The 12,429-nt window shown below is 46.3% G+C and carries 11 protein-coding genes; 7 read left to right on the top strand and 4 right to left on the bottom strand.

Annotation, left to right across the window (positions count from 1 at the left end; all coding sequences use genetic code 11):
- Nucleotides 1–618 precede the first annotated feature (618 nt).
- The 7 genes from rsxA to nth are packed head-to-tail and all read left to right on the top strand — an operon-like array spanning nt 619 to nt 7,537.
- Complete coding sequence (gene rsxA / locus HC752_RS20090) at nt 619–1,200, top strand: electron transport complex subunit RsxA (RefSeq protein WP_190336986.1); 582 nt, start codon at nt 619–621, stop codon at nt 1,198–1,200.
- Nucleotides 1,200–1,778 (top strand): electron transport complex subunit RsxB, encoded by a 579-nt coding sequence (gene rsxB / locus HC752_RS20095; protein WP_190336987.1) that lies wholly within the window; start codon nt 1,200–1,202, stop codon nt 1,776–1,778. Before rsxA ends, rsxB begins: the two co-directional genes overlap by 1 nt.
- A 12-nt stretch (nt 1,779–1,790) precedes the next feature.
- Nucleotides 1,791–4,493, top strand: coding sequence for an electron transport complex subunit RsxC (rsxC, locus tag HC752_RS20100; protein WP_190336988.1), 2,703 nt, complete (start codon nt 1,791–1,793; stop codon nt 4,491–4,493).
- Entirely contained in the window at nt 4,493–5,545 is a 1,053-nt protein-coding gene (gene rsxD / locus HC752_RS20105; protein WP_190336989.1) for an electron transport complex subunit RsxD, read from the top strand. The genes rsxC and rsxD overlap by 1 nt, the downstream gene beginning before the upstream one ends.
- Nucleotides 5,546–5,547: 2 nt before the next feature.
- Entirely contained in the window at nt 5,548–6,177 is a 630-nt protein-coding gene (rsxG, locus tag HC752_RS20110; RefSeq protein ID WP_190336990.1) for an electron transport complex subunit RsxG, read from the top strand.
- Complete coding sequence (locus HC752_RS20115; RefSeq protein ID WP_190336991.1) at nt 6,174–6,866, top strand: electron transport complex subunit E; 693 nt, start codon at nt 6,174–6,176, stop codon at nt 6,864–6,866. The genes rsxG and HC752_RS20115 overlap by 4 nt, the downstream gene beginning before the upstream one ends.
- Nucleotides 6,867–6,901: 35 nt before the next feature.
- Nucleotides 6,902–7,537, top strand: coding sequence for an endonuclease III (nth, locus tag HC752_RS20120; RefSeq protein ID WP_190336992.1), 636 nt, complete (start codon nt 6,902–6,904; stop codon nt 7,535–7,537).
- An 81-nt stretch (nt 7,538–7,618) separates the two neighbouring features.
- On the opposite strand, the gene HC752_RS20125 is transcribed toward nth, so the two are convergent.
- Genes HC752_RS20125 through HC752_RS20140 form a run of 4 tightly spaced genes read right to left on the bottom strand, consistent with a single transcriptional unit; the run spans nt 7,619 to nt 12,258 of the window.
- Nucleotides 7,619–9,004 (bottom strand): ABC transporter ATP-binding protein, encoded by a 1,386-nt coding sequence (locus HC752_RS20125; RefSeq protein WP_190336993.1) that lies wholly within the window; start codon nt 9,002–9,004, stop codon nt 7,619–7,621.
- Nucleotides 9,001–9,786 carry an ABC transporter permease gene (locus tag HC752_RS20130; protein WP_190336994.1) on the bottom strand — a complete coding sequence of 262 codons (786 nt, stop codon included), beginning with the start codon at nt 9,784–9,786 and terminating at the stop codon, nt 9,001–9,003. Before HC752_RS20130 ends, HC752_RS20125 begins: the two co-directional genes overlap by 4 nt.
- Nucleotides 9,783–10,736: an ABC transporter permease gene (locus HC752_RS20135; RefSeq protein WP_190336995.1), complete on the bottom strand. Its 954-nt coding sequence runs from the start codon at nt 10,734–10,736 to the stop codon at nt 9,783–9,785. The genes HC752_RS20130 and HC752_RS20135 overlap by 4 nt, the downstream gene beginning before the upstream one ends.
- Nucleotides 10,729–12,258: an ABC transporter substrate-binding protein gene (locus HC752_RS20140; RefSeq protein WP_190336996.1), complete on the bottom strand. Its 1,530-nt coding sequence runs from the start codon at nt 12,256–12,258 to the stop codon at nt 10,729–10,731. Before HC752_RS20140 ends, HC752_RS20135 begins: the two co-directional genes overlap by 8 nt.
- Nucleotides 12,259–12,429 lie beyond the last annotated feature (171 nt).

Genomic DNA, 12,429 nt, shown 5'->3' on the forward strand with positions numbered 1-12,429 from the left:
TGAAATTCAGCAGTAGCTTGAAGTTCTAAAGAAAATTCAGACATAAAAAATCGGTCCCAGATACATATCTGGGACCGATTATGAAGACTATTAAGGATCGTTCAAGAGTCTTAAACGATCGGCATTATGTCGAAAGACATGGCTTTTTTCGTTCAAAGCGACGAGTTTGTTCCAAACTCATGTCTCAGAGCTCGCCGCCCGCGTTGAGTCCCGTCAAGGGGAGCCAAAATTCTAAAAGCCATGTCGAAAGACGTGGCTTTTTTTCGTTCAAAGCGACGAGTTTGTTCCAAACCGTCTTCAAAAAGTGGTTGTTATCGTCGTGAACAATTTCAAGACAACAGTCTAACTTTTTGTTTTGTATAGAGACTGGTTCAACGCACCCACGGTATCCACATGTCAACTGCCTTCGTCTCACCCGTTCCATCTATTTCGTCATCACGAACAACCTAAATGATATTAATTCTCAAAAACTTGGGGATTTTTAAATTTAAAATCATAAATCTATAATTAACTGACGAATAAACAGTCAAACATCAAAAAACCTTACTCTATCTTGGTTGTTAAATACGTAACAAAGCAGGATAATATTAGGATCTGATTTATTTTTATTGAGATGCCATGACAGAGTATCTGTTGCTGCTTGTTGGCACCGTTTTGGTCAACAACTTTGTGCTTGTAAAATTTTTAGGCTTATGCCCCTTCATGGGTGTTTCAAAAAAACTTGAAACAGCTATAGGCATGGGTCTGGCGACAACATTTGTCCTTACTTTGGCATCGGTGAGTGCCTACCTCGTTGAAACCTACATTTTAACGCCGCTAGGTATCGAATATCTCCGCACCATGAGTTTTATTCTTGTTATCGCGGTGGTGGTTCAATTTACCGAAATGGTGGTTCATAAAACCAGCCCCACGCTATACCGCCTGCTTGGCATTTTTCTACCATTGATTACAACGAATTGTGCCGTTCTTGGTGTCGCATTACTCAACATTAATGAAAATCACAATTTTATTGAATCCATTGTTTATGGTTTTGGTGCCGCTGCTGGCTTCTCTATTGTGTTGATTTTATTTGCTTCCATGCGCGAGCGTATTGCCGCAGCTAATGTTCCTATGCCCTTTCGTGGCGCATCCATCGCAATGATTACCGCCGGATTAATGTCGCTGGCATTCATGGGCTTTACCGGGCTGGTGAAACTGTAATGAGCAGCATTTTAATTGCGATCATTGCACTTGCAGCCTTGGCGGCCATTTTTGGTGCGATCCTTGGTTTTGCATCGATTAAGTTCAAAGTTCAGGCGGATCCGATAGTGGATCAAATCGATGACATTTTGCCTCAGACTCAATGTGGCCAGTGTGGTTACCCTGGCTGTCGCCCTTACGCCGAGGCCATTGCAAATGGCGACGCCATTACGAAGTGCCCTCCCGGCGGGCAAGCGACCATCGAAAAACTGGCAGATTTGATGGGGGTAGAGCCTGGGGAGGGAGCGCATGACCCAGAGAAAAGCATCAAAAAAGTTGCTTTCATACACGAAGATATGTGTATAGGTTGCACGAAATGCATTCAAGCCTGCCCAGTCGATGCCATCGTCGGAGGCAATAAAGCGCTGCATACCGTCATTAAAGACGAATGTACTGGCTGTGATCTCTGTGTCGCACCTTGCCCGACAGATTGCATCGAAATGATTCCAATTGCGCAAACAACCGAGACATGGAAGTGGCAATTAAACACAATACCGGTGGTTAACGTCACCGATTCTCAACCTCAAAAATCACAATAAGAAGGATTGGGTATGTTGTCACTCATTGAAAAAATTCGTTCTGGTTACCTCTGGGATTTCCCAGGCGGTATTCACCCACCGGAAAACAAACGTCAATCTAACCAATCAAAATTGCAGACATTACCGCTTCCTCAAGAATTGGTTATTCCTGTAAAACAACATATTGGGAAACCTGGTGATCTCGCGGTATCTATAGGTGAGCGCGTCGTCAAAGGTCAGCCACTGACTTGTTGTTCATTAAGCTTCATGCTCCCAATTCATGCCCCAACATCCGGCACCATTACCGCTATTGAACCAAGAACAACGGCTCACCCATCTGGTTTAACCGAGTTGTCCGTCATTATTGAACCCGACGGAAAAGAGGAATGGGGAAAAAAGACCCCGATTGCGAACTACGAGCAAGAAACGTCAGATGACTTAATTGAAGCCATCCGTCAGGCTGGCGTGTCGGGAATGGGGGGCGCAGGTTTTCCAACGGCAAAAAAAATTCAGTCGGGCTTAGCAAAAACGAAAATACTCATTGTCAATGCCGCAGAATGCGAGCCTTACATCACCGCTGATGACACATTGATACAAGAGCATGCGGAAGAGATCATCACAGGCATAGAAATTGTTGAGCACATCCTTAAACCTGAGCTCACCATAATAGGCATTGAAGACAACAAGCCAGAAGCCATTAAAGCGTTGCAAGTTGCAGCTACAGCAAAAGATCTCGTGATTCGAGTGATTCCCACCAAGTATCCTTCAGGTGGTGAAAAGCAACTCATCAAAATATTGACCAATATGGAAGTTCCAGCCAACGGCATTCCAGCCGATATTGGCATACTGGTCCAAAATGTCGGTTCAATGCATGCCATTAAGCGCGCAATCGTCGACGGCGAGCCGCTTATCCAACGCGTTGTTACCCTGACAGGAAAAACGTTCAAACAGCCTCGTAACGTTTGGGCTTTGATCGGTTCGCCTGTTTCACACTTACTGGAACACGCAGACTACCAAGCCGATAAAAAGTCACCTCGGCTGATCATGGGGGGGCCCATGATGGGGTTTGCCTTGCCGCATGCTAACGTTCCCATTACCAAAACCGCCAACTGCATTCTTGCGCCCGCTCGTCAGGAATTACCTGTTGAACGCGACGAGATGGAATGCATTCGCTGTGGTGAATGTGCAGAGGTATGCCCAGCTTCTTTGCTTCCACAACAGCTTCAGTGGTACGCAAAAGATCAAGACTATGACAAATGTGAAGAACTCAATCTAAAAGATTGTATCGAATGTGGCGCTTGTGCGTTTGTCTGTCCAAGTGAAATTCCCTTAGTTCACTACTATCGTGAAGCGAAAGCGGAAATTCGTACTCGTAAAGAAGAAGCCATCGCCGCTGATCGTGCTAAAAAGCGCTTCGAAGAAAAAAATGCTCGAATAGAACGCGATAAGCTTGCTCGTGAAAGTAAATTCAAAAAAGCCGCGGAAGCGCGCCGTAAAGATTTGAAGACAGGCGACGGTGATGATGCCATTGCCGCCGCCATTGCCAGAGTAAAAGCTCAAAAGGCACAAACAACGACAACAGATGAAGTAAAACCTGCCGTCGCTGCAGCCATCGCTCGCGCCAAAGCAAAACAGGCTGAAGCCATGAAATCGGGACAATCTGAACCCGACAACAGTGAAATGGCAAAGCTAAGAGAAGAGCGCAAGCGTCAAGCAAGAGAGCGTAAAGCCTTAAAAGTAAACGAAACGACCGATTCAGAATCGAAAGACAAGCAAGAGACAAATAAAAAAGAGGCCGTCGCCGCAGCCATCGCTCGTGCTAAAGCAAAAAAAGCAGCCCAGCCAGAACAAACAGACGCAGTGGGAAGCGAGAAGAAAGCTGCGGTCGCCGCTGCCATTGCAAGGGCGAAAGCGCGTAAGGCTCAGCAAGCTCAATCAACTGAAAGTGACGACTTGGATTCGAACGAGCTAGCGACGGAAGCACCTGTTGAGGACGATCCGAAAAAAGCCGCAGTCGCGGCGGCCATTGCAAGAGCGAAAGCGCGTAAGGCTCAGCAAGCTCAAGCCAATAAAAGTGACGACTTGGATTCGAACGACCCAGCGACGGAAACGCCTGTTGAGGACGATCCGAAAAAAGCCGCAGTCGCCGCTGCCATCGCCAGGGCGAAAGCGCGTAAAGCTCAGCAAGCTCAATCGACTGAAAGTGACGACTTGGATTCGAACGAGCCAGCGACGGAAGCACCTGTTGAGGACGATCCGAAAAAAGCCGCAGTCGCTGCGGCCATTGCAAGAGCGAAAGCGCGTAAGGCTCAGCAAGCTCAATCAACTGAAAATGACGACTTGGATTCGAACGAGCCAGCGACGAAAACGCCTGTTGAAGACGATCCGAAAAAAGCCGCAGTCACCGCTGCCATTGCAAGGGCGAAAGCGCGTAAGGCTCAGCAAGCTCAAGCCAATAAAAGTGACGACTTGGATTCGAACGAGACAGCGACGGAAACGCCTGTTGAGGACGATCCGAAAAAAGCCGCAGTCGCTGCGGCCATTGCAAGAGCGAAAGCGCGTAAGGCTCAGCAAGCTCAAGCCAATAAAAGTGACGACTTGGATTCGAACGAGACAGCGACGGAAACGCCTGTTGAGGACGATCCGAAAAAAGCAGCAGTCGCTGCGGCCATTGCAAGGGCGAAAGCGCGTAAAGCAGAACAACAAAAACGTAATCAATCTGAGGAAAATGATTAGTGGCATTTTTTATTGCTAGCTCTCCACACGCACGTAATCGACGCAGCACGCCCGATTTAATGAGGTGGGTGGCTTTATGTGCGCTACCAGGTCTTGTCGCTCAAACTTACTTCTTCGGCTGGGGTACGCTCATTCAGCTTATTTTTGCCATGACTTTAGCGATAAGTTTCGAAGCCATTGTGATGCTAGTAAGAAAACGCAACCCGGTTTCAGCTCTTCGGGATTACAGCGCTGTTGTTACGGCTTGGTTATTAGCGGTAGCCATCCCTCCCCTCTCCCCATGGTGGATGCTCGTTATCGGGGTATTCTTTGCCATCGTCATTGCGAAGCATTTATACGGTGGTCTGGGGCAGAATATTTTTAACCCCGCGATGGTTGCCTATGTTGTTTTGTTGATCTCTTTTCCAGTTCAAATGACTAGCTGGCTATCCCCTTTCGCCATCAGTCCGTTTCATGTCGATTTTTCTGGTGCTTTGTCTCTTATCTTCACTGGCTTTAATCAAGATGGTTTCTCTCTTCAGCAGGTCAGAACGGGCATAGACGGTATTACCATGGCCACCCCGTTAGATGCCATTAAAACATCGTTGCAAACAGGTCTTACGCTTAGTGAAATTTCCCAAAAGCCTCAATTTGCAGGGATTGCTGGAGTGGGGTGGGGATGGGTTAACCTAGCTTATCTTATCGGCGGGCTGGTGTTAATAAAGCTACGAATCATTCAGTGGTACATCCCAGCAGGATTTTTAGGATCCTTGGTCATTATGTCGATGGTTTTTACTCTTCTGATCCCAGGGGAAACTGCTCCTGTTACGATGCAATTGTTATCTGGCGCGACGATGCTGGGGGCCTTTTTTATTGCCACGGATCCGGTATCTGCCTCAACAACCGTACGGGGACGATTGCTTTTCGGGGCATTAATTGGGGCTTTGGTCTTTATTATCCGCACATGGGGGGGATTCCCTGATGGTGTTGCTTTCGCCGTATTATTAGCCAATATGTGTGTGCCACTCATCGATTACTATACCAAGCCACGAACGTACGGGCATAAGGGGTAAACATGCTGAATGCGATTAAGAAAAATGGAGCCGTTCTTGCCATGTTTGCCTGTGCCTCAACAGGGTTGGTCGCCATTACAAACGCATTGACCAAATCCACCATTCAGGAACAAGAACAAGCGCAATTGATGTCGGTTCTTAATGAAGTGGTTCCATCCGATATGTACGACAATCCCCTCTTTTCTGCTTGTGTGATCGTAGAGTCTCCAGCGCTTGGTTCCGATCCCGTCCATGCTTATATCGCATCCAAACAAGGCAATGTGGCAGCTTACGCGATTGAAGCCATTGCCCCTGATGGTTACAACGGAAGGATCAAATTGATTGTGGGCGTGTCTGCTACTGGTGAAATTTTAGGCACGCGTGTCTTGTCTCATACAGAGACCCCTGGATTAGGTGACAAAATTGAGCTTCGAATATCGGATTGGATCCTCTCTTTTAATGGTAAATCCGTTACGAGCCCTGAAGACACTGCGTGGGGCGTCAGAAAAGACGGCGGGCAATTCGACCAATTCACGGGGGCAACCATTACCCCAAGAGCCGTTGTTAAAGCCGTGAAACAAGCGGTATGGTATGTTACGCAAAACCAGCAACACATTCGTTCGATGCCATTCAACTGTGGGAGTAACTCATGACCACTCATAAAACTCTGATAAAAAATGGGATATGGGAAAATAACCCGGCACTCGTTCAGCTACTTGGTTTGTGCCCATTACTTGCGGTTTCATCCACTGTAACCAACGCACTGGGGCTTGGGCTCGCCACTTTGCTTGTTCAGGTTGGTTCCAATGTGGTTGTGTCCCTAGTGAGAGACTACGTGCCCAAAGAAGTACGTATACCCATTTTCGTGATGATCATCGCGTCATTGGTGACTTGTGTTCAACTACTAATGAATGCCTATGCTTATGGGCTTTACCTTTCACTTGGTATATTCATTCCTCTCATTGTAACCAACTGCATCATTATTGGACGCGCTGAAGCGTTCGCCTCCAAAAACCCAGTCTTACCTTCTGCATTAGATGGATTTTGGATGGGAATGGGAATGATGCTTGTCCTAGTGGTACTCGGTGCCATGCGTGAAGTAATTGGCAATGGGACTTTGTTTGATGGGGCGGATATTTTACTAGGCGCATGGGCAACGGTATTAAGAGTAGAAGTCTTCCAATTTGATAACAGTTTCTTGCTGGCTCTTCTTCCACCCGGTGCCTTCTTCGGCGTTGGATTGTTGATAGCCGCCAAAAATGCAATAGATAAACACATAGCGTCACGCCAACCCAAAGAAGAAAAACCAGAAATTGAACGAGCGCGTGTCACCAATACATAAAAATAAATCGATAAAAACACGGGAAGCAGCCTTAAATGAATAACACCAAAAGAAAGGAAATCCTTGAAAGGCTAAGAGCAAATAACCCAAAGCCGGAAACCGAGCTAAACTGGAGCACACCGTTTGAATTACTGATCGCCGTGTTGCTGTCCGCGCAAGCAACCGATGTGAGTGTCAATAAAGCCACAGACAAGCTGTACCCTGTTGCAAACACGCCTCAGGGATTGCTCGAACTTGGTGTCGATGGCGTCAAGGACTACATCAAGACGATTGGATTGTTTAACTCTAAAGCTGAGAATGTCATCAAAACGTGTCAGATCTTGCTGGAAAAACACGGTGGCGAAGTGCCCGAAGACAGAGATGCCTTGGTCGCTCTGCCCGGGGTGGGTCGAAAGACAGCAAACGTGGTATTAAATACCGCGTTCGGCTGGCCGACCATCGCGGTTGATACACACATTTTTAGAGTATCGAATCGTACTAAATTTGCCATGGGAAAAAATGTCGACGACGTTGAAGAAAAATTGCTGAAAGTCGTTCCTAAAGAGTTCAAATTGGACGTTCATCATTGGCTCATATTACACGGTCGATACACGTGCGTTGCGCGAAAGCCGCGCTGTGGCAGTTGCATCATCGAAGACTTGTGTGAATTCAAAGACAAAACGGACATCTGATTCTTACCTTGACATAAGAAAACACCATAAAAAACGCCCACAAGAAAGGGTGGGCGTTTTCATTTCTATACCGTTATGGCGCTATATACAAATAACCTCATCACACAATTTACGTAGCGCGACTTGGTCGTGGCTGATCAATACCAGTGCGAAACCAATCTCAGAGCTCAATTCCACCAGCAATTGAAGCGTATTCGCCGCGGTGATGGGATCCAATCGAGACGTCGGTTCATCGGCAATGAGTAAACTAGGCTTCATCAATAATGCCCTTAGTATTGCAAACCGCTGAAGCTCCCCACCAGACACTTGCGTTATTTTCCTTTCGAGAACGTTGGCATTTAAGTTCAGCCTGTCCAGTAATTTCTGCACGGTTTTATCGTCAAACTGCACCAGCTGTCTTAAGTCTTGCAAAAGTGCATTTAGGCTTACCGCTCTGGACAAGGCACTCGGCGGATCTTGATAGAGCTTTAACGCCTTACCCCTTTCAATATCTTGATGGTGAATGATTTTCCCATCCGTTGGAGGGATAAGCCCGAGTAATATATCCGCTAGAGTCGATTTTCCCCTCCCACTGTCACCGCTGATTCCAACAACAGATTGCTCAAAAATATCAAAACTTAAATCAGAAAACAGTGTGTTTCCATTTCTGGTCATTTTTAAAGAATCAGCCGAAATAAGAAGAGCTAAGTCAGCACACTTATCTCGATACACCCAGTTCTTCGGGTGCGCGGCAATTAAAGATTGAGCATATTCAGACTGAGGGGAGGCAATCACTTTCTTCCCCTCTCCCCGCTCTAATACCACACCCTTACGCATAACAATCACTTCACCCTCCAACGCTTCGGCGAGTTCTATGTCATGAGTAATGACCAGTACTGCTCCTTTTTCTTTATGCGCTTTTAGATGTTTACCGATTTGCTTTTGGCGGCTTGTATCCAACCCTTTTGTTGGTTCATCAGCAATCAGCAATGTCCCGCCGGCTTGCGTGGCACACAAGTACGCCACGCGTTGCGCCATGCCACCTGAAAGTTCACTAGGCAACTTCGTTTCATCGCCAGAAAGTTGCACACGTTTAAATGCATCCGAAAGACGGCTATCTAACATTGGTTCGTCAATCGCGTTGACCAACTGATCAACTTCCCTAACCTGCTCTCCAGCATTCATCAAAGGGCTCAAAGCAAACCAAGGTTCTTGCGGCAATACGGAAACTTTTTTACCCCATAGTGCCTCTCGCTCTTCCTTGCTTCGCGACGATTGAGCACGATCGAAAAGCGTGATCTCTCCGCTGTAAGACAAACCTTCAGGAAGGTTACCTATGATGGCATTCGCTAACAGGCTTTTACCCGATCCTGTTTCACCAAGTATAATGAGAACTTCCCCATCTTTAACTTCAAAAGACACAGGCTCAACCAGTGTCCCTTCGGGACCGGAGATAGACAAGTTCTGAACGTCTAGCATACACGTCATGATTTCTCTCCTCGAGCCAGAAGGTGAAAGCCCATCACTAAAATGAACACCGCCATAATAGGTTGAGCTAAGACCCAAGGCGCTTGTTGGTAGTATCGGAACAATTCCACCATCATCAAGCCAAGTTCTGCCTCTGGCGGCTTTAATCCAACATACAAGAAGCCAATTGATGCGAGTGTAAGGATCGAATTACCGGCGCCAAAGCACGCTAAGGTGTACAAATCTTTTTGCAGCTCTGGCCAAAAGTGACGTTTGAAAATATAGAAGTCGGAGAAGCCATAAAGCTTTGAGGCTTCCACCTCTGGCGACATAATAAGCCCCATCACTCTGGCTCTAACAACGCGAAAATATTCAACCCAAAGAATGAGGGAAATGGCGACGTACAGTATCCAGAACGATCCTGGAATAATCGCGCCAAAAAGGAGCACCAAAATGAGTCCTGGCATAGCCAACACTAGGTTCACGACCCAAGATAAACTTCTATCCCACCATCCCCCTTTCCATCCAGCCAATATACCCGCAACCAAGCCAAGAAATGCCGACGTTAAAACGCAGGTCAACGCCATGAAAAAAGACGTTTGAATCGCGTCCGACAAGCGAGCCATATTGCTACGACCGTAATGGTCTCTACCCAAAGGTTCCGCCATATCCGGTGATGCAAACACCAGCGTCAGATGTTGCTGGTAAGGATCACTGTTAAAAAAGGTTTGTTCGAGCACCACAAAAAGAAAAAGTACAGAGAGCAGTGCCAACCCAAAGCATTGCGATACATTCAGTTTCATTGCATTTCCACCACTGCACTGGATTTAAGACGAGGATCAAGTAGGTAGTTTGCAAAATCCACCAGCGTATTGATCAGCACAAATAACAGCCCCATCAACAATGCAGCACCTTGGATCACGGGAATATCTCTCGCAAAAATGGCGTGAGACAACGCGTGTCCGATTCCAGGCCAAGAAAACAAAGACTCGATCATGACAATACCCTCTATCAAGGTCACGGTCTGTATGCCAACAAACGCAATAACGGGTAATGCAATGTTCACCTGAGCGTGTCTTTCAAACGCTTGCGAATGGCTTAACCCCTTTAAGCGAGCAAACAAAAAGTATTGGGAACCGAGCACATTTTGAGTGGCATTTCGAATGATCCGGTTGGACATCGCAGCCATACTCAGCGCTAACGTAATGGCTGGAAGAACGATAAAACTCGCATCGCCAAACCCTGCTACCGGCAGCCAGTTTAGCTTCAAAGCAAATAAGATAACCAAACCTAAGCCTATCAAGAATACAGGCTGTGCTTTAATCATAATGGAAACGAAAAGAGCAAAAGTATCGGACAGCTTTCCAGCCCTTCTGCCGCAATACACCCCAACAGGAATGGCAATGAAAAGCGAAATAATCATCGCAACGAACGCCAACATAACGGAATGACCCAGCTGATGAACCAACTCGGTTGTCACTTTTTCTCCGCTCACAAGCGAATGACCAAGGTTGAAGTGAAGTAAATCCCAAAGCCATTCAACGTAAAGCTCTATCGCACTTCTCTCTAAACCGAGCTCTACCGAAACCGCCTGAGCCGCGTTTTCGTCTACGTAGTCGTATCCATAGCGACCTGCTGCAATGCGATAGGCGATATCTCCGGGTATTAACCTCATAAGAACAAAGGTGACCGTTCCCACTGACCAAGCAACAAATATAGCTTGGCACAGCCGCTTATAAAGGAAGTTAGTCATTCAACGCCATCTCCGCTACCCGATAGTTGATCTCAAATGGGTCAAAGGAAAAGTGTTGAACGCGTTGGTTAACGGCAATGATTTGCTGGTAGTAGCTAATTGGAATCAAAGGCATTTCATCTGCCAGCAGCTTAGACGCCTCTGAAACCAAATTGCGATATTCCGCCGTATCATCTTGTACAGATAGGCGATTCAATAGACGAGTAAACTCCGAAGAAGACCAATTGGTCGGTCCCCAATCGCTGCCTTTATGGCTCGAAAAATCATTAAGCAGTAATGCCAGAGGATCCGCCAACGTGCCGAAGTTACGAGCGACAAGCGCCATTTCTAACGTCCCATCATGGTGTTTTGATGGAATAGCGCTGGAATTGTCGATAGAAATATCGACCGACATTCCGACTTCGCTCAGCTGTGCTTGAATTGCAGTGGCAATCAGGGGAAGTTCAGGCCGGTCTGAGTACGTGGTCAAATTTATCTCAAATACCTTTCCTTCCCGTTCAAGTTTGTTATCCCCATTCAATTTCCATCCGTGTTCCGCTAACAAACGCTTTGCTTTATCGAGATTTCGAGCACTCACACCATAGTCGTCCATATGCCATACACCTAAAGCAGGTGAAAACAATTGATACGCTTCTGAACCAGGCAGACGAAGAACGTGATCGGCAATACCTTTTCTATCCAACGCTAAACTGATCGCCTTACGAATGTCAGAGTGGTTGAGAAATGGATGCTCATTATTTAGCTTAATTAATACCGTTCTTGGCATGGAAATAATGTGAGCCTTAAGATTTTCCGACGCCTTTAGGCTCTCTAGGCTTAATGGATCCAGTGTGTACACCAAATCAGCCTGACCCGATTGCGCCAATAATGCGCGGCTTTCAGAGCGATGACCCGCCAAGTAACTGACCTGAGCAATTTTAGGCTGAACACCTCGGTAATGTTCATTAATACCGACCAACGCTTTGTGCGGTGGCACCAGATTTTCGATTTTATACGGTCCCGTACCATGCAATTGTGTCACTTCATTCGATGCATTAAACGATGCCTTCGAAACAATAGATGTCGAATAGTGTGCGAGCACAGACAACATAGGGATAAAGGGTTTCGAAAGGTTGATCACAACGTCATCACCTTTCACTTGTATAGACTCAATTGGCGCACGCTTTATCACACCCGGTCTCAACATTGCTTGCTTTAATGAGAACACGACGGCTTCAGCGTTGAGCGGCGAGCCATCATGAAAGGTAACATTGTTGCGAATTTTAAATGTCCAAGTTAAGCGGTCGTCACTTTGAGTCCAGCTTTCTGCTAACAATGGCACCAACTCTGATTGCTCATTAATTGCCACAAGTGCTTCGACAACCTGCAAGCGTGAAAATAAAAATCCATCTTTTGCCAAGTCTTGGCTACTGAATTCAAATGGTCCTGAAATGGTGAGCGTTTGAGGTTCGTTTTTCTTATCCAGCAAAAAATACGCGAATAAGACAAGTCCAACCAACAAAACTAGAGCGAGCTTTTTCAATTTAAAAAATCCTGATATGTTATAACATCATATCATTGAATCTTAAATTAATAACCATGTCTATAGGTAATAATGAGATTTATTTGAAGATAAGAAAACGAAGACTGGAATTGCTTTGAGAGCGCTCAAGTATCCGATATTCTTGAACAACGCTTAACAATGAAAGATTTT

Source organism: Vibrio sp. S9_S30, from assembly GCF_014694455.1.
Taxonomy (GTDB): domain Bacteria; phylum Pseudomonadota; class Gammaproteobacteria; order Enterobacterales; family Vibrionaceae; genus Vibrio.

Bases quoted from the DNA above. Each gene is read 5' to 3' on its own strand.
- rsxA (WP_190336986.1), top strand. From the start codon at position 619: ATGACAGAGTATCTGTTGCTGCTTGTTGGCACCGTTTTGGTCAACAAC.
- rsxB (WP_190336987.1), top strand. From the start codon at position 1,200: ATGAGCAGCATTTTAATTGCGATCATTGCACTTGCAGCCTTGGCGGCC.
- rsxC (WP_190336988.1), top strand. From the start codon at position 1,791: ATGTTGTCACTCATTGAAAAAATTCGTTCTGGTTACCTCTGGGATTTC.
- rsxG (WP_190336990.1), top strand. From the start codon at position 5,548: ATGCTGAATGCGATTAAGAAAAATGGAGCCGTTCTTGCCATGTTTGCC.
- HC752_RS20115 (WP_190336991.1), top strand. From the start codon at position 6,174: ATGACCACTCATAAAACTCTGATAAAAAATGGGATATGGGAAAATAAC.
- nth (WP_190336992.1), top strand. From the start codon at position 6,902: ATGAATAACACCAAAAGAAAGGAAATCCTTGAAAGGCTAAGAGCAAAT.
- HC752_RS20125 (WP_190336993.1), bottom strand. From the start codon at position 9,004: ATGACGTGTATGCTAGACGTTCAGAACTTGTCTATCTCCGGTCCCGAA.
- HC752_RS20130 (WP_190336994.1), bottom strand. From the start codon at position 9,786: ATGAAACTGAATGTATCGCAATGCTTTGGGTTGGCACTGCTCTCTGTA.
- HC752_RS20135 (WP_190336995.1), bottom strand. From the start codon at position 10,736: ATGACTAACTTCCTTTATAAGCGGCTGTGCCAAGCTATATTTGTTGCT.